At 42.7% G+C, this 18,338-nt stretch carries 14 protein-coding genes; 11 read left to right on the top strand and 3 right to left on the bottom strand.

Features of this window, described 5'->3' with window-relative positions; genetic code table 11:
• Positions 1 to 2: 2 nt before the first annotated feature.
• The 5 genes from NV379_RS15540 (at position 3) to NV379_RS15520 (ending at position 6,594) form a co-directional block, all read left to right on the top strand.
• Positions 3 to 1,604, top strand: coding sequence for a response regulator (locus NV379_RS15540; protein WP_258208238.1), 1,602 nt, complete (start codon positions 3 to 5; stop codon positions 1,602 to 1,604).
• A gap of 19 nt (positions 1,605 to 1,623) precedes the next feature.
• A complete protein-coding gene (gene nagZ, locus NV379_RS15535; RefSeq protein ID WP_258208237.1) occupies positions 1,624 to 3,222 on the top strand; it encodes a beta-N-acetylhexosaminidase in 1,599 nt (532 codons plus the stop codon).
• Between the two features lie 185 nt (positions 3,223 to 3,407).
• Positions 3,408 to 4,772: an ABC transporter substrate-binding protein gene (locus tag NV379_RS15530; protein WP_258208236.1), complete on the top strand. Its 1,365-nt coding sequence runs from the start codon at positions 3,408 to 3,410 to the stop codon at positions 4,770 to 4,772.
• Positions 4,773 to 4,879: 107 nt separating this feature from the next.
• Positions 4,880 to 5,773 (top strand): carbohydrate ABC transporter permease, encoded by an 894-nt coding sequence (locus NV379_RS15525; RefSeq protein ID WP_258208235.1) that lies wholly within the window; start codon positions 4,880 to 4,882, stop codon positions 5,771 to 5,773.
• Positions 5,770 to 6,594, top strand: a complete 825-nt coding sequence (locus NV379_RS15520; protein ID WP_258208234.1) for a carbohydrate ABC transporter permease — start codon at positions 5,770 to 5,772, stop codon at positions 6,592 to 6,594. The genes NV379_RS15525 and NV379_RS15520 overlap by 4 nt, the downstream gene beginning before the upstream one ends.
• A gap of 74 nt (positions 6,595 to 6,668) precedes the next feature.
• Here the strand turns inward: NV379_RS15520 and corA are convergent, their stop codons facing one another.
• The gene (corA, locus tag NV379_RS15515) at positions 6,669 to 7,613 is read right to left on the bottom strand and encodes a magnesium/cobalt transporter CorA (protein WP_258208233.1); all 945 of its coding nucleotides are present in this window, start codon (positions 7,611 to 7,613) and stop codon (positions 6,669 to 6,671) included.
• 125 nt (positions 7,614 to 7,738) lie between these two features.
• On the opposite strand from corA, the gene NV379_RS15510 reads away from it, so the two are divergent.
• The gene (locus tag NV379_RS15510; RefSeq protein WP_258208232.1) at positions 7,739 to 7,939 is read left to right on the top strand and encodes a hypothetical protein; all 201 of its coding nucleotides are present in this window, start codon (positions 7,739 to 7,741) and stop codon (positions 7,937 to 7,939) included.
• A gap of 69 nt (positions 7,940 to 8,008) precedes the next feature.
• On the opposite strand, the gene NV379_RS15505 is transcribed toward NV379_RS15510, so the two are convergent.
• Positions 8,009 to 8,740, bottom strand: a complete 732-nt coding sequence (locus NV379_RS15505; RefSeq protein ID WP_258208231.1) for a C40 family peptidase — start codon at positions 8,738 to 8,740, stop codon at positions 8,009 to 8,011.
• A 148-nt stretch (positions 8,741 to 8,888) separates the two neighbouring features.
• On the opposite strand from NV379_RS15505, the gene NV379_RS15500 reads away from it, so the two are divergent.
• Positions 8,889 to 10,505 (top strand): family 10 glycosylhydrolase, encoded by a 1,617-nt coding sequence (locus NV379_RS15500; protein WP_258208389.1) that lies wholly within the window; start codon positions 8,889 to 8,891, stop codon positions 10,503 to 10,505.
• 511 nt (positions 10,506 to 11,016) lie between these two features.
• On the opposite strand, the gene glpX is transcribed toward NV379_RS15500, so the two are convergent.
• Complete coding sequence (glpX, locus tag NV379_RS15495) at positions 11,017 to 11,979, bottom strand: class II fructose-bisphosphatase (RefSeq protein WP_258208230.1); 963 nt, start codon at positions 11,977 to 11,979, stop codon at positions 11,017 to 11,019.
• 148 nt (positions 11,980 to 12,127) lie between these two features.
• Between glpX and ppdK the strand changes: the two genes are divergently transcribed.
• From ppdK to NV379_RS15475, 4 genes are all read left to right on the top strand, one after another.
• Entirely contained in the window at positions 12,128 to 14,830 is a 2,703-nt protein-coding gene (gene ppdK, locus NV379_RS15490; RefSeq protein WP_373426120.1) for a pyruvate, phosphate dikinase, read from the top strand.
• 270 nt (positions 14,831 to 15,100) lie between these two features.
• Positions 15,101 to 15,715: a helix-turn-helix transcriptional regulator gene (locus NV379_RS15485; protein ID WP_258208387.1), complete on the top strand. Its 615-nt coding sequence runs from the start codon at positions 15,101 to 15,103 to the stop codon at positions 15,713 to 15,715.
• A 9-nt stretch (positions 15,716 to 15,724) separates the two neighbouring features.
• Positions 15,725 to 16,525 (top strand): pyruvate, water dikinase regulatory protein, encoded by an 801-nt coding sequence (locus tag NV379_RS15480; RefSeq protein WP_258208229.1) that lies wholly within the window; start codon positions 15,725 to 15,727, stop codon positions 16,523 to 16,525.
• 139 nt (positions 16,526 to 16,664) lie between these two features.
• Positions 16,665 to 18,320 carry a glycerol-3-phosphate dehydrogenase/oxidase gene (locus NV379_RS15475; protein WP_258208228.1) on the top strand — a complete coding sequence of 552 codons (1,656 nt, stop codon included), beginning with the start codon at positions 16,665 to 16,667 and terminating at the stop codon, positions 18,318 to 18,320.
• Positions 18,321 to 18,338 lie beyond the last annotated feature (18 nt).

Genomic DNA, 18,338 nt, shown 5'->3' with positions numbered 1-18,338 from the left:
AAATGAAATTAAAAGCGTTACTTGTGGATGATGAAATCAATATTGTACGTAATTTACAAAAAGTATTACCTTGGGAGTCGATCGGCTTTGATTCGGTTGAAACGACAAGTGATGGATTAAAGGCACTTGCGTACGTCGAAGAACATAATCCAGATCTGATTCTATGTGACATTCGAATGCCCAATTTAGATGGTCTTGGTTTCTTGCAAAAGCTAAATGAACTAGGCAAAGACTATGCAGTCATTATGCTGACAGGTTATCAAGATTTTGAATACATTCGAACTGCGCTTAAGTATGGTGCTCGTGACTACATCCTCAAGCCTATTAATTACGAGGAGCTAGAGAATGTCGTGACGAAGCTTGCAGAGGAAATCATAGACAAGCGAATGGAACAGGCACGTGAGCAGAAGAAGTGGAACAGTGTCATGAACCTTGCTTATGAGAAATTGCTGCATGACGTACTCCTGGATTATACGAATGTGAGTGTAAGACAATTTTTATTCAATGATGAACATTTGCTCGAAGAGCTCGAATATACATTAATTTTGGTTGATTTGGATGAGTACTCCCACATTTCAAGGAATTGGAATGAGAAGGAACGTAAGCTACGTAATTTTGCACTGCGAAACGTTCTTCAAGACGCGCTTAGCAAAGATGAACTTAACTACGCGGTGCTTCAGACTCGTGAAGGCGAGTGGTGTGTTGTGATTCAGCATACGAAAGGGAACAATCCAAACGACATTAATAAGATGCAGATGTGGTCGCATATGTTACAAGAGGCTGTTCATCTCAATGTGAAACTCAATGTGTCACTCGGTATTTATCCGAAACATGCGTCTATGCATGAACTTGCGGATGCTTATAAGAAAGTACAGCGCTCACTTCACTTATCCCCTGCGAAGAAGCAGATTCTCGTCCTGAAAGAACAGGCTGGAACGAATGAATTGAATTACTCGATGTGGGGATTAATTGAGGAGATTGTTACAGCGCTTAAACAACGTGATCAGGCGAAGATGGATCAGGCGTTTAGTGAATTAAACCAAACACTTAAAGCGATCTCTGAGCAGTCAGTTCTTCGCGTTGAACAAATTCTACACTTCTTAATCCTGCACTTGGTGCGTGAGATGAAGGAAATTAATGTCCTGAGTGATGAAGAAGAGGCAGCTCTCTGGGCAAAGCTAGAACGTTCGATCTCAGTCAAAGATTTGATGGAAAATATTCATCAACTCATTCATACCTCCATGAATACACGTATTAATCGTAAACCTAGTGATACGTTCATGATATCTGCAAAAGAGTATATTAATAAAAATCTAGCAACTGATTTTGGCGTTGAAGAAATTGCGGATTATATCGGCATTTCTTGCTCATACTTCTCCTTGCTGTTCAAACAGCAGTTTGGTGAAACGTTCTTGGAGTATTTAACAAGACAACGCATCGAACTTGCGAAGTCGATTCTAGTCATGAGTGACAAGAGTATTACACAGATTGGCAAAATGGTAGGCTATGCAGAGCGCAGATACTTTACACGCGTATTTTTGAAATTTACAGGCATGACACCAACGGAATATCGGGAAAAAAGAGAAACTCCAATTCATGAATGATGAAAAGAGGTCGTCACGTATGAAACTCGAAAACATGTCATTGCGTCAAAAAATTGGTCAAATGTTTATGTGCGGATTCAAAGCACAGATTCCGAATGCAGAAGTGAAAAGCTTGATTGAAGAGTATCAAGTGGGTGGAATTATCTACTTCCGTCGTAATCTCGTGAATCCTGAGCAAGTTGCAACGTTATCTAGTGATCTTCAAACAGCGGCAACAATAGACAACCCGTTATTAATTGCTATCGATCAAGAAGGCGGTATGGTAGCAAGAATTGAGGAAGGCATTAGCCTTATGCCAGGCAGTATGACACTTGGTGCAAGCCGAGACACAGATGCATCTTATCAAACGGCACAAATTTGTGGTAAAGAACTTCGTGCAATGGGGATCAATGTGAACTTTGCACCAGACGTTGATGTGAATAACAATCCACTTAACCCTGTTATTGGGGTTCGTTCCTATGGGGAAGATCCAAAGCTCGTTGCGCAGATGGGTTCAGCTGCTGTTCGTGGCTATCAAGATGCAGGTGTAACTGCAACGATCAAGCACTTCCCAGGCCATGGGGATACGAATTCCGATTCGCATTACGCATTGCCTACAATCTTGCATGATATGGATCGTCTAAGATCAGTTGAACTCGTACCGTTTATTGATGCAATTGAGAATGGTGCTGACATGGTCATGTCTGCACATATTATTTTCCCAGCGCTTGAGCAAGAGAAGTTACCATCAACTCTATCCCCTCGCGTGATGCAGAGCTTCCTTCGTGAAGAGCTTGGGTTTAAAGGTGTCATTGTAACAGATTGCCTGGAGATGAAAGCAATTGATGATCACTTCGGACCGGCAGAAGGTACCGTACTTGCAGTAGAAGCAGGTGTAGATATCGTATTAATCTCCCATACGTATGAGAAGCAAGTTGCGGGAATCAATGCGCTTGTTCAAGCCGTAGAAGAGGGAAGAATCTCTGAAGCACGAATTGATGAATCTGTAGAGCGTGTGCTTGCTCTTAAAGCGAAGTTAAAGCAAGCAGAAGCATCAACAATTGGATTGAATGAGGTTGGTTTGCCAGCTTCTGAGGAAGTGGCGGCTAGTGTCTATGAGAAGAGTGTTACACTCGTTCAGAACAATAATGATATTATCCCGCTTGCTTCTTCGAAGAAGACGCTCGTGATTTGGTCTGAGGTTCGTGAGAATACAGAAGTGGTAGAATTCATTTCACAGAAAGAAACGTTAGGTTACTATTTGGCTGAGAAAATGGGTGATGTGAGCGAGACTCGTATTTTCCTTGATCCGACTAAGCAAGAGATTGCAGAAACATTGAAACTTGTCGAAGCAGCTGATCAAGTCATCTACGTGACGTATAATGCAACATTTGCAGAGGGGCAAATTCATCTTGCGAAGGAAGTCGCAAACTTGGGTAAATCCTTCGTTGTCGTAGCAGGACGCAACCCATTTGATCTTGTATCCTTCCCAGAAGTTCCGGCGTATATTGCAGCTTACGAGAACCGTCCACTTGCGATGAAGGCTGTGGCTAAAGTGCTATTAGGTGAGATTAATGCACAAGGTCAATTGCCAGTAACGATTTCTGAGAAGTATGCTTATGGTTGGTCTTTATCCTAAATAGCTTATAAATTAAGACTCTCACGTGAGGGGGATTGGCAATAATCCTGCTCAAATGTGGGGGTCTTTTTCTATAATACACAATGGTAATTTATCCCTTATTATTGAAATGAATCCCTATTAATAGGTTATATATGGATATATACTAAAAATTGTAATCATATTAAATATTTGGAGGTCGAAATATGAAAAAGACAGCAGTAACTCTCGTAAGTTTACTAGCAGTTGGCAGTGCGTTAGCTGGATGTGGTAGTAAAGAAGCAGCAACGACACCTGCACCGACATCGACGCCTGTGGCAACCAAAGCACCTGAGGCAGCAACTCCAGCACCTAGTAAGGCACCAGAAAAAGTAACTTTGAACTTGCGTAACGTGCTCGTAAAAGAGACACAAGCTAAAGAATTAGCACGTTTGCAACAAGTAAAGAAAGATGTTGAAGCAAAAGTTCCAGGACTTACTATCGAGATGGTTTCGATGGAAGAGCAGGCACACCGTCTTCAACGTTTACCTGCTGAATTTGCTCAAGGAAACCCGCCAGAAATTTTCCAACTATTTGGTGGCTCCGATACGAAGAAATTTTCCAAAACTGGTAGCTTACTTGATCTGACACCCATTATTACAGAGCTTGGTCTTAAAGATAAATTCTATGACTTAGGTGAGTTTACAGTAGACGGTAAAATTTACGGTCTTCCACTGGCTGGATATCAGGAGAACGTCTTCTATAACAAGAAGATCTTTGCTGACAACGGTCTTCAAATCCCAAAAACTTGGGATGAACTTATGAAAGTTTGTGAAACGTTAAAAGCTAAAGGCATTCAACCTTTCGCATTCGGTGCGAAAGATGCGTGGGCAATCACAATGCCAATGAATACACTTTGGGTACGTTATGGTGGAAAAGATATTACGGCTGAAATTCAAGCAGGTACTAAGAAATGGACAGATCCAGGTGTGGTTGAAGGTTTCAAAAAATTCAAAGAACTCATTGATAAAGGTTACGTAACGAAGAACTCCTTAGCACTAAGCAATGAGCAAGGCTATGGCGAATTCCAAAAAGGGAATGCTGCAATGCGCTTTGATGGAACTTGGGCAGGTGGAGCGTTCACGGATCCTAAATTCAGTAAAGTAACGGATGATGTTGGATTCTTCCAATTCCCGAACGTTGGAGGCCCTGGCGATAACATCGTAAATGCTTCCTACTCTTCCGGATATGGTTATTCATCTAAAGTAAATGATGCTCAGAAAGCAGCAATTAAAGAATTTATTAAGCGCATGTACAGTGATGAAGAGCAATTGAAACAAAATGCAGATGAAGGCTGGTTGCCAGCGAAGAAGATTACAATTGACAGTGCTAAGCCTTATGTAAAAGAAGTGTTTGCAGTAGCAGGAGCAGCTAAGGGATCATTCCCAGCATTTGATGCTGAAGTACCAACATCAGTTCGTGATTTTATTTTCCAAGAGGCACAAAAGTTAGTTGGAGGTAAAGTTACAGCAGAACAATTCGCTGAGAACGTTCAGAAAGCTCAAGAGAAAGCAGATAAAGAAAAGAAATAATGATTGAATAAGAATTGAAGTAGCGGGTATCACCAATCGGTGTGGTACCCGTTACTTGTTCAATAAACCTATACGCGGTATAAGCGTTATAGAGAACGGAGGTCATCGTGAATCGTACATTACGAAATCCGGCAACATTTATCCTTTTCATATTGCCTGCTCTAATTTTGTATAGTGTGTTCTATATTTATCCGATCTTCACGACGTTTCAATTTGGATTTACAGATTACAATGGATTATCCAAACCCGAATATATTGGATTTGAAAACTATGTGACTGCACTCACGGATGATCCAAATTTTTGGGTCGGATTCTTAAATAATGTTTGGTTTATTTTGTTCTCGATCTTTGTTCAAGTACCGATCATTCTACTCATTGCTGTACTCGTTGCTGGTGTAAAAAGGTTCCGTGGTTTTTACAAAACAACGGTATTCTTACCTAGTATTTTGTCGACTGCGGTAGTAGGTGTATTGTTCACATTCGTAGTCTTCCATCCTCAAATCGGGATACTTAATAGTGGTCTAACTGCAATTGGCTTGGAATCATGGACGATGGGTTGGCTAGGTGATGAGAGAACGGCTATGTTATCGATCTTAGTCACCAATGCTTGGCAATGGACAGGGTTCTATGTGGTGCTTGTACTCGCTGCGATTTTTGGAATATCCAAAGAAGTTCTAGAAGCCGCAGAGATTGATGGAGCAACAAGTTTTCAACGAACTCGATTTATTATCATCCCACTTATTCGTCCAGTCATCTTCGTTATTATTCTATTATCCATCACGGGAGCCATGAAGGCATTAGATATCGTTATCGTTATGACAAATGGAGGACCATTCGGTTCTACAGAGGTAATGGCAACGTATATGTATCGTGTAGCCTTTAATCAAGATTACTACGGATATGGTAATGCAATTGCGAACTTGATCTTTATTTTCTCTTTACTCATTACTTTGATATTTAATAGCATTTCCAAAAAATACGGGGATGTGGAGGGCGAATGAAAAAAAGAAAAGGTATCGGCGTCCATGTATTTTTGTGGATCTATGTGATCGTCACGCTCTATCCGATCCTATGGGCATTTCAGAATTCATTAAAAGTATCAGCGGATGTCGTTGCAGATCCGTTTGGTCTTCCGACTTCGCTGCATATTCAGAACTATTTTGACGTGTGGGTGAAAGCGAAGGTTAGTACGTACTTCTTCAATAGTTTCTATATCGCAACGACAGCGAGTGTTGTCTCGATTGTGATTGCGGCGATGGTCGCTTATGCAGTTACACGCATGCGTTATCAGTTACCAGCTAAGATTGTGAAGTCATTTATCGGATTAGCCTTGCTCTTACCGGGATCATTCTTACTTATTCCGTTATTCCGGCTTGTGAGTGATCTTCACATTAAGGACACGCCGTTTGCGATTCTTTTCCCGTATATCACTTTCGGGATACCCCTTACGATGTTTATCATTTCGGCGTTCTTGAAATCCATTCCAAATGATCTGGAAGAAGCGGGTGTAATGGATGGACTAACCGCATTCGGTCTGTTCTGGCGAATTATATTGCCGTTAACGCTCCCAGCACTCGTAACGGTATTTATTCTGAATTTCTTAGGGAACTGGAATGAATTTATTATGGCTTCCTTCTTCATTACGGCGGATAAGTATCGAACACTCCCTGTTGGGATGGTCGCATTCCGAGATAGTTTGAACCAGAACTATGGGGGATTGTTCGCGGCGACGATGTTCAGTATCATTCCGGTAATTATCATTTACGCCTTCTTACAGGAGAAGATTATTGAAGGGGTTACAGCGGGGAGTATTAAAGGGTAGTGTGGACAAAGAGAAAGCTGCAAGGCATCTGAAAAGGATGTTAGCAGCTTTTTTTGTATGAATTTGATGTTCAATTATTCGAACCAACCTTTGCGTTTAAACCAGACATACATGGAGCCGGCAACGGTAATCATGATGCCTATTACAATAAAGTATCCCCATTTCCAACCGAGCTCAGGCATATTGGTGAAATTCATCCCATACACCCCAGCTAAGAACGTAAGCGGCATGAAAATAACGGTAATAACGGTAAGAGTCTTCATGATGCTGTTCATCCGATTGGAATTAAGCGAAATATAAGAGTCACGCAGATCAGCGGTAATCTCGCGATTGGATTCGATCATATCGGTTAATTTGAGCAGATGATCATGAATATCGGAAAAATAAAACAGATGCTCTTTGAGACCCGGTATGCGATTTGAGTTAATAACATGGTAGAGTAAGTCGCGCATCGGGATAATCGTTCTTCTTAGCTTGAGTAACCGGGAACGGATGGCAAACAATTGATCCATATTACTCACGATTTCGTTATGACTGCTTTCAAGATCATCTAGTCCGTCTTCAATCTGATGAACGCATGGAAAATATTGATCAACGGTCTTATCGATGACAGCATGCGCAGCAAATAGAGGACCGATTTGCCAACCAGAAGATTGTTTACGTACTCGTTCGCGTGCTTCTTCAATGACCTGAATTTGTTCCAAGGAGAAGGTAACGATAAAGTTAGGCCCTACAAACATATTGATTTCTTTAGCAACTAAAGATGGATGTTCAATCGCATGTAAGATGAGGAATTGGATGTCATCATAGTGATCTAACTTCGGTCTTTGAAGCAGATTGAAGCAATCTTCAATTGCAAGTGGATGGAAATGGAAATAATCCTGAAGTAATTTCCCTTCTTCTTCTGTGGGTGCAGTCAGATCTACCCAATACCACTGAATCGTATCGGATTTTAATTGCTCAAGCGTAAGGTACTCCAGCAATTTATTGTCTTTAGTGATGGCTAATGTACGGATCAATCAGGGTCATTCCTTTCTCGTGCAATCATTATTATCATTCTACTATACGAACAGGTATATAACAGAGACAAGCATAATATTTTTAAGATATAGGATAATCCTGAATCATCAAGGAGGAATGTAGGATGAAACCAGAGATGGATGAGTTAAGATTGGCGGAAGAAGCCTTAGATGATGCTGAGTTAAGTGAAGAATTGCTTGATGATGCAATAGAAGACGATGAGGATGAAGATGATGAAGACGAAGATGAACTCGAAATTGACGATGCAGGTCTCGATGATTTCGATGCGGAATACGATAGTGCGGATGAAGAGGAATTAGGTTAAATCGATATAAGTTTAAAAATGTAAAAAGGATGCCAAATCGGCATCCTTTATTTGCATTATAAATGATAATTAGTTTGAAGGCATTCTTCCGCCATTGACAAAACGGTCTTTCCAGTAGCCTGTCTCTAAAGAGGAAATTGCCACTCCGTTAGCGGAAGGTGTGGCATGGATCATTTGACCATCACCTATATAAATTCCTACATGACCAATGCCTGTCCCATTTACGCGTAGGAATACGAGATCTCCGACACGTAGGTCGGATTTTTTAGCTACTTTAGCAAGTTGATTATTCTGCGAGTTGGATCCCCATTTAATCGAGAGGTCAGCAGCTTCTTTGTATACGTATTGTGTAAAAGAGGAGCAGTCGAAGATAAAATTCTTCGGATCACGTGCACCGTATTTGTATGTAACTTTTCCCATTAAGGATTTAGCGAATTTAACGATTTTTTCGGACTTATTCGTATTTGCGCTAGGTGCAACATAATCCGTGTATTTTGCGTTAGAAGATATGTAGCCGGATTGACCTTGTTTGGTTTGGACTTGCAACCAATTCGCATTTACTTGTTTGACCACATGAACTTTCTCTCCTTTTTTCAAAAAAAGGATTGGTTTCTTTGCGGTACTTGGTGTAGAACGTAAGTTGACACCATATTCAATGGTTGTTTCGTATGTATTTTTTGCATAAGCACCGAAAGTGATTTCCAGCTCTGTGTCTGGGCTTTCAGCTGCAAAGGTACTCATTGGCATAGCACCAAGCATTAGGCTTGAGGCGATCATGAGAACTCCAAGTTTTTTCTTCAAGTTGTATCTCCTCCAAGTATGTATTTAGGGGATAATCCCGTGCACGTACAAGCATAGCATTGGTAATTGTTGATTTCATTCATTAAATATTGGTAAATTTGGCTGCTACGATTGGAATGTGATGGGAGGAAAATGAAAGTTGAAAAGAATAAAGTTGTTTAGATTTTTCATCTGTTTACTCGTTATGGTGCTTGGATTACAGTCGGTTTCAACGGTATGGGCTAAAGCGCCGAATACCATTTCTTATGATGTAAAGCTTAAGGTAAATGGAAAGTTGATTCAGTCGGATTCACCGCCGTTTATTTACACGGAAATCGGACTTACGATGGTTCCGATTCGATTCGTGACGGAGGCTTTAGGGGCTAAAGTCGAGTGGAATGCGAAGACGGAAGAAGTGACGATTACGAAGAAAAATAACGTTATCGTGCAGAAGATCGGGAATAAGACTGCGCTTTTAAATGGCAGAAAAATTGAACTAGGTGCGGCAGCAGAGCTTAGAAATGCTCGTACGATGGTTCCGCTTCGCTTTGTAAGTGAAGGACTAGGGTCAACGGTGCAGTGGAATGGCGATAAGAATGAAGTGAATATTATCGATCAAGAGCCGGTACAGCCTCCAGTTCAACCGCCAGTACAACCACCGGTACAGCCGCCAGTTGGGGATAAGACGAAGGAACTTCGTGGAGCATGGATTTCGACGGTATATAATATCGATTGGCCATCGAAAACTGGATTGTCTGTACAAAGCCAAAAGGCGGAGTATACGAAGCTTTTAGACAGCTTAAAAGATATGGGTATCAATGCTGTATTCGTTCAAGTTCGCCCGGAGTCAGATGCACTGTATAAGTCCAAGCTTGTCCCATGGTCCAAGTGGCTGACAGGTACACAAGGTAAAGATCCTGGATACGATCCACTTGCATTCATGGTGGAAGAGACTCACAAGCGTGGCATGGAGTTTCATGCTTGGTTCAATCCGTTCCGTGCAAGTAATGGGGTAAATATGGACGAGCTTGCTAGTAATCACCCAGCGAAGACGCATCCAGAGTGGATCGTGAAGAATAGCAACAAGCTATACTTAAATCCAGGGATTCCAGAAGCTCGCTCCCACATTATTGATACAATTATGGAAGTGGTAAAAGGGTATAACGTGGATGGCGTGCATTTGGATGATTATTTCTATCCTTATGGTTCGGAGAAATTTGCTGACGAGGCGGCATTTGCTGCCTACAATAAAGGGAATATCAAGAACATCGACGACTGGCGTCGGGATAACATTAATCAGTTCGTGAGAGATTTAAATCAATCGATTAAAGCGGAGAAGAAGAATGTGGAATTCGGTATTAGTCCGTTCGGTGTATGGAAGAATCAAAGCACAGATCCAACAGGTTCTCCGACTACAGCTGGCGTAACGGCTTATGACAGCCTACGTGCTGATGTGCGTACGTGGATTCGTAACGGTTGGATGGATTACGTCGCTCCGCAAATTTATTGGAGCATCGGCTTTAAGGCAGCAGCTTACGATAAGCTGGTCGATTGGTGGGTAAATGAAACGCGTGGCAGCAACGTTAAGTTGTACATCGGACAAGCTCCTTACAAGCTAGGCACGAAAGAAGCGGGTTGGTCTACAGCTACTCAAATCACAGATCAACTTGATTACAATAAAAAATACGCTGAAGTAAAAGGCAGCATCTACTTCAGTGCTAAGAATCTGCTTGGTAACGTGCTCGGGATTAAGGATGTTCTCAAGGCGTATTATCAAACTAAGTAATTTGATGTAAAAATAGTGGGTACAATAAAAGGAAGCCTTAGACAGTTCGCGAGAACGTCTAGGGCTTCCTTATTTTATTTGCAGATGCAGTTGATTAGTTGGGGCTAAGAAAGTAGAAGGAATGAGATGTAAGTACGTAAGATAGTGGTAACAAAGTAAGAAAGGCACGTAAGCATTAAGCAAATAAATAAGTTAAGTAGGTAGAAGGTAGTCGATAAAAAAGTAGATAAACACGTAAACAATCAAGTAAGCAATCGCCTTTCTTTCTCTCTGCCGATCCAAAGGATGGCAAAGACAGGGGAGGGTGCGAAGCACCCGACCATCTTTCCTGCCTACTCAGTCCGTGGTGAAAAAGTCCAACGTAGATAAAAAGTAGCAACTGGAGGAGCGTAGCGTTCGCCTTTGAAATCGTGAAAATACCATAAATCCAATTCAAAATTCACGATTGAGACAGCGACCGGAAGTGCTACTTTTTTCGAAGTGAGCCGACTTTTTCACCACGCGCCCCCACTTACATTATGTCAAACTTCCCCGGCATATAATGCGACGACTTAATATACCGAATCGTCTTCGTCGCAGCACGCATCACAATCGACTCCGTTTCCGCACGTTGATTCGGTAAGAAGCGCACACCACTTACGAAATCACCCGGTGTAATCCCAGTTGCAGCGAAGATCACATCTTCCTCACCAACCATATCCTTCATATACAAAATTTTGTTCGTATCAACAATTCCCATCTCTTTGCAGCGCTTGTGGTCTTCTTCATCAAGCGGCATGAGACGTCCTTGCAGTTCCCCTTCCAAGCAGTAGAGCGCAGCAGCGGCTAAGACACCTTCAGGTGCACCACCAGAACCGACATACAGATCAACTCCTGATTCTTGGAACGCCGTTGCGATCGCGCCTGCTACATCACCAGCACTCAGCAATTTAATGCGTACTCCTAACTCGCGAAGCGTACGAATCTGTTCGGCATGGCGTTCGCGTTCCAAGATCGACACCGTAATATCTTCGATATTTTTGTTCAAATAAAGCGAAGCTTTACGAATCGTCTCTGGAAGCGGGTCATCTAGACTCAGCTTTCCTTTGAGCATCGGTCCACAAGCCAGTTTTTCCATATACATATCTGGGGCATGCAGAAGTTGTCCTTTATCCGCAATTGCAACGACCGCAAGTGCATGATTGAGGCCATTTGCCACAAGTTCGGTGCCTTCAACGGGATCAACAGCCACATCCACTTCACAACCTTGCCCATTCCCAACTTTTTCACCTATATAGAGCATTGGAGCTTCATCCATTTCTCCTTCGCCAATTACGACTGTCCCGTGAATCGGTACGGAATCGAACATTTTACGCATCGCTGATGTTGCAGCACCGTCTGCTTCATTCTTCATTCCTTTTCCCATCCATCTTGCAGATGCCAATGCAGCCAGCTCAGTTACGCGAACAACTTCTAAAGAAAGTTCTCTCCTCATTTGTCTGTTCCCTCCTATTAGTATGTCACATATGATAAATTCAAATAAATATTGTGTCATAATTAATAATATGATATAAAATATAATCAATCAACATAAATGTGACTCATTATTAAAAATAAAAATGAATTGAAGGAGCTGTCATGATATGCGCCCTATGATCCAAACTGAACCAACTCAATTAACTTACCGCTGGATAATGCATTTTGAAGAGGGAAATAAGGATTTGAAGCAATTACTTGGGGGTAAAGGTGCGAATTTAGCGGAGATGACTCGTGCTGGATTGGCTGTGCCTCCTGGTTTCACGATAACGACGGAAGCTTGTCGGGCGTATTATCAAGGACATCAATTGCCAGAAGGTTTGCTCGACGAAATGAAACAGTCGATGACTGAACTGGAACAAAAGAAAGATCAACGCTTCGGCGATCCGACAGCTCCACTCCTAATTTCCGTTCGCTCGGGTTCGGTTAATTCCATGCCTGGTATGATGGATACGATCTTGAATTTAGGTCTTAATGACGAGACTGTTAAAGGTTTAGCAGAGTTAAGTGGTAACGAGCGCTTTGCGCTTGATTGTTACCGTCGATTCATTCAGATGTTTAGTAATGTTGTGTTTGGGGTTGAGGGTGTTTATTTTGAAAAAATATTACGCACAATGAAGCAGAGTCGTAAGGTGGAGACCGATCAACAATTAACGGCTCAAGACCTTGCAGAACTAATTGTGTCATACAAAAATGTTGTGAAAACAAATGCAGGTAAACCGTTCCCACAGGATGTACAAGAGCAATTGCTTCTTGCAGTAGAAGCCGTATTTCGCAGTTGGAACAACCACCGTGCGATTATTTATAGAAGATTACATGCGATTCCTGATGAGCAAGGTACAGCCGTAAACATTCAATCGATGGTGTTCGGTAATTTAGGGGATGACTGTGGTACAGGTGTGCTGTTCACACGTAACCCATCCACAGGTGAACGTAAGTTGTTCGGTGAGTATTTAACGAATGCACAAGGGGAAGATGTGGTTGCTGGTGTACGTACACCGAAAGCGATCTCTGAGATGGAAGTAGAAATGCCTGAGATTTACAAGCTTCTAAGTGAAACAGCTGCTCAGCTTGAAGCCCACTATCGTGATGTGCAAGATATTGAATTCACGATTGAGAAGAATCGTTTATATATGTTGCAAACACGCAATGCGAAGCGTACTGCACAGGCGGCTGTGAAGACAGCAGTTGATTTTGTAAATGAGGATATGATTACGAAAGCCGAAGCGATTGAACGCTTGGATACAGCGCATCTGAATCAATTGCTACACCCATCCATTGATCCTTCAATTACACTTAATGTATTAGCAACAGGACTTCCAGCATCCCCAGGTGCAGCAAGTGGTCAGATTGTGTTCGATGCGGATACAGCAGAATCTTGGAGTAAGAAGCAAGGGAAAGTAATCCTCGTTCGCAGTGAAACGACACCTGAAGATATTCATGGTGTGATCGTGGCACAAGGTATTCTAACTAGTCATGGTGGCATGACGAGCCATGCTGCCGTTGTAGCTCGTGGTATGGGCAAACCTTGCGTATGTGGCTGTGAAGCAGCTGAAGTGGATGATGAATTGAAGCAGTTATCGATTAACGGACGTACGTACCAAGAAGGGGATTGGATCTCTATTGACGGTGCTACAGGTCGCGTAATTGATGGCAAAGTGGAGTTAACGGATGTGAACTTATCCGATGAATTGCTTACTGTCTTGTCATGGGCAGATGAGATTCGTTCGATGAAAATTTATACGAATGCGGATCATCCAGAGGATGCGCGTAAAGCACGTGAATTCGGTGCAGAAGGGATTGGCTTATGTCGTACAGAGCATATGTTCTTCGGCCATGATCGACTGCCAGTTGTGCAGGCTATGATCTTGGCTGAGAATCTCAGGGATCGTCTAGAGGCACTAGATCGTTTGCTGCCGATGCAGCAAAGTGATTTCGAAGGATTGTTCAAAGCAATGGACGGCTACCCTGTAACAGTTCGCTTGCTTGATCCACCACTTCATGAGTTTTTACCGAACCTAGATGAATTGAATGAGCAGATGGCTGATTTTTTGAAAAATGGTAGAGAGCAATCGAATGATGCAAATAAATTGCGTACATTGATCAAGAAAGTTCGCTCTCTACATGAAGTGAATCCAATGTTAGGTCAGCGTGGCTGTCGTCTAGGTATCCTATATCCAGAAATTTATGATATGCAAATTAGAGCGCTATTCCAAGCAGCTGTTATTAGCATTCATAAAGGTGTAGAAGTGATTCCACATATTATGATTCCACTTGTAGGTCACTACACGGAACTTAAGTTCTTCCATGAGCGAATCACAAGTATGGCACTTGAAATTTTCACAGCAGCAGGTGTTGAATGTGATTATGAAATCGGTACGATGATTGAAGTGCCACGCGCAGCACTTACAGCTGAGAAGCTTGTGCCCTATGCAGATTTCTTCTCTTATGGAACAAATGACTTAACACAAATGACATTCGGCTACAGTCGTGATGATGCTGAAGGTAAGTTCCTTACTTACTATGTAGACCAGAAGGTGCTCCCTAATAATCCGTTCCAAGTGTTAGATCGAGATGGCGTTGGTCAGTTGGTAGACCTTGCGACACAGAAGGGGAAGAAGCTTAAACCAACCTTGCAAGCAGGAGTATGCGGCGAACATGGTGGAGACCCCGAATCCATTATGTACTGTCAAGAAATTGGTCTAGATTATGTAAGCTGCTCACCGTATCGTGTCCCTCTAGCACGTATTGCAGCAGCACAGGCGAAATTAGCCGCTGATCGCAGACATTCAAATTGTAACTTGTCCTAATTTTATATATAGTAGGTAGAACAGCATGTTCCAAAGGATCGAACACTCCGAAGAAATAAAGCACAAGCATATGCTTACGAGGTAGCTTTCTTTCAGAAAGCCTGTGACTCCTTGAAATCGTGAAATTTGAATTGATTATAAGGAATTTTCACTTTTTCAAAAGTCGAACGCTAGCGCTCTTACAGTGCTTCATTTCTTCTCCGTTTGACCTTTGTAACATGCATCGAGTTTGAAGTAGGAGGGATTGTTATCCAACTAACCGCACGTCAGATTAGCATTGTCAAGCTGGTACGTGAGCAGGTTCCCATTACTGGGGAACAAATTGCGGAACAGCTTGGTGTCAGCAGACCTACAATCCGATCAGATCTATCCCTTTTAGTGATGCTTGGATATATCGATGCGAAGCCCAAAGTCGGTTATTTCCCTGTGGCGATGGAGGATGTGAAGCATGAAGGGCGCAGCCATCTTTCTCAGCTTAAAGTGAAGGATCTGCAATCACTACCTGTGGTCGTCAAAGAAACAACAACCGTTAATGATGCAGTTGTGGCCCTTTTTCTAGAAAATGTCGGCAGTCTGTTCGTAACGGATAGCGAAGGGATGCTGCTTGGCGTCGTATCGCGTAAAGATTTGCTGAAGGTAACACTCGGGAACCCAGGGGCTGCAACGATGCCGATTAGTCTTGCGATGACACGATCTAATTTGATTACCGTATCGCCGGAAGAAGACTTGGTAGAAGCTGCCCGCAAAATTATTCATTATGAGATTGATAGCTTGCCTGTCGTCACGAAACACGTATCAACAGGCGGCAAAGAAAAGTTGGAAGTGATCGGGCGTATTACCAAGACGACCATGACCAGAATATTACTTGAATTCGTATTGGGGTAGGGGGATCTCATGGCGAAGGACCAACAAATGATTACAATCTGCTCGGATTCTACAGGAGAAACCGGCGAAGGTGTTGTCAAAGCGACACTTCGTCAGTTCAATGGCAATGTTGCTCGCATCAGGCGGGTCGGTCATATTCGTACAGATGAAGAAGTGACTACTATCGTGGAACAAGTGGCAAGTGAAGGCGGATTTATTGCCTATACACTTGTCCAGCCTGAGCTTCGTGAAATGCTTAAACAAGAAGCGATTCGACTAGGTGTTCGAGCAGTAGACATTATGGGCCCAATGATGCAGGCGTACATCGATACGTTCAATGGTGCACCTAGCAGCAAGCCTGGACTACTGCACCAACTAGATGAAGATTATTTCAAACGAGTCGAAGCCATTGAATTTACTGTAAAATGTGATGATGGCCGTGACACGGCATCGATGCTAAAGGCAGACATCGTTCTAATCGGAATTTCACGTACATCCAAGACTCCACTTAGTATTTTCTTAGCACATAAAGGGTACAAAGTGGCGAATTTCCCACTTGTACCAGAAGTGAAAATTCCAGCTGAATTGTATCAAGTCGATCGGGCTAAAATCATCGGGCTTACGATGGACCCGGAATACTTGCTTAAAATTCGTACGGAACGTCTCAAAACATTAGGTCTTCCATTTGGTTCACAGTATTCTTCTTATGATCGGATCTTGGAAGAGATGGATCATGCACACTCATTAATGAAGCAGCTTCATTGCCCAATTATTGATGTGTCCAATAAAGCGATTGAAGAAACAGCAGGCATTATTATGAATTATTTGTAGTTTGATATTTGGTAAAAAATGTCATATAATAATGACGTTCATATTTAAGGTCGGAGATGTGGAGGGCCGCAGCGTACTATTGAATAGATTTCAATGGGATAGCTTGCGGCTTTTTTGCATTCTTGAAAAGGGGCGGGTTATGGGTCATTCATTCTCAAGCTTGTATCGTAAACAAATCGTGGAGCAATTACAACAAGATACATATGACTTGATTGTGATTGGCGGTGGTGTGACTGGGGCTGGGATTGCACTCGATGGGGTTGTACGTGGTTTAAAGGTTGCGTTGCTTGATATGCAAGACTTTGCAGCCGGAACGAGCAGTCGTTCAACGAAGCTTGTCCACGGCGGTCTTCGTTATTTGAAGCAAGGCGAGATTAAACTTGTTCGTGAAGTAGGGCGAGAGCGAGCAATTGTGCATGCGAATGCGCAGCATGTGGTGACCCCAGAATGGATGCTTATGCCGATCATTAAAGGTGGTACATACGGCAGGCTCACTTCTTCCATTGGAATCTTGCTCTATGACTTTCTTGCAGGTGTGAAAAAGCACGAGCGTAGACGCATGCTCTCGAAGAAGGAGACGCTTGCGAAAGCACCCCTACTGCGCAGCGATGATCTGATCGGTGGCGGTTATTACGTTGAATATCGTACGGATGATGCTAGGCTTACAATTGAGATTATGAAAGAAGCGGTGAATCGCGGTGCGATTGCCATGAATTATATAGAAGTGCAAGACTTTATTTATTCAGATGGAAAAATAATCGGTGTTCGCGCCCAGGATCATCAAACTTCACAAGAGGTAACAGTTCGTGCTTCGCAAATCGTCAATGCCGCGGGACCATGGGTCGATACACTTCGTGAAATCGATCATTCGAAGCGAGGGAAGCAGCTGCACTTAACGAAAGGCGTACACTTGGTAATTGATCATAGCCGCTTTCCACTGGAACAGGCGATTTATTTTGACACGGAAGATAAACGGATGCTGTTCGCAATTCCACGAGATGGGAAGACTTACGTTGGTACAACCGATACGAATTACACGGGAAATATAGCAAGCCCATTCATGACAGCAGCGGATCGTGAGTACTTGCTGGCAAGTACGAATGCGCGGTTCCCGAGCTTGCTGCTAACAGCTCAAGATGTCGAATCCAGTTGGGCGGGGATCAGACCCTTAATTCATGAAGAGGGTAAAGCGCCATCGGAACTATCCCGTAAAGATGAACTGATCGAGTCCCCTTCGGGTTTAATTACAATTGCAGGCGGGAAATTGACCGGTTATAGAAAAATGGCGGAGCGAATCGTGGACTTAGTAACGAGCAGGTTATCCATAGTCCATGGGCGTACCTATCCATCTTGCACAACCGACCAGATTCGTTTATCAGGTGGTACATTTGAAGAGGACTTTCAATCTTTTATGGACAAATGGATTCAGATTGGAATGGAATATGGACTATCGCCTGCTCGCTCTGCTGAGCTTGTGCAAAGATATGGAAGCAACGTGGAACAAGTATTTGCCCACATCAAGCCGATGGCATATAAAGCCTATTTACTTGGCATCGACAGTGGGATCTTAGCCGCTCTGCGATATGGAATGGATCATGAGATGGTGACGCATCCGCTTGATTTTCTAAGCAGACGCTCATCAGCAATTAACTTTAATCATAATGAAGCGCGAAAGTGGATACAACCGGTCATTCGTTATATGGCGGAAGTGTTGAAATGGGATAATAATCAAACTGCCCTTTACAAAAGTGAGGCCGAAGAGGCGTTTCGCATGGCGCGAGAAGTGGCCGAGTAACGTTTATCCGAATAAAAA

The sequence above is a fragment of the Paenibacillus radicibacter genome, from assembly GCF_024721995.1.
In the GTDB taxonomy this organism is placed as follows: Bacteria; Bacillota; Bacilli; order Paenibacillales; family NBRC-103111; genus Paenibacillus_AM; species Paenibacillus_AM radicibacter.
This window is presented reverse-complemented; position numbering and strand designations above follow the sequence as displayed.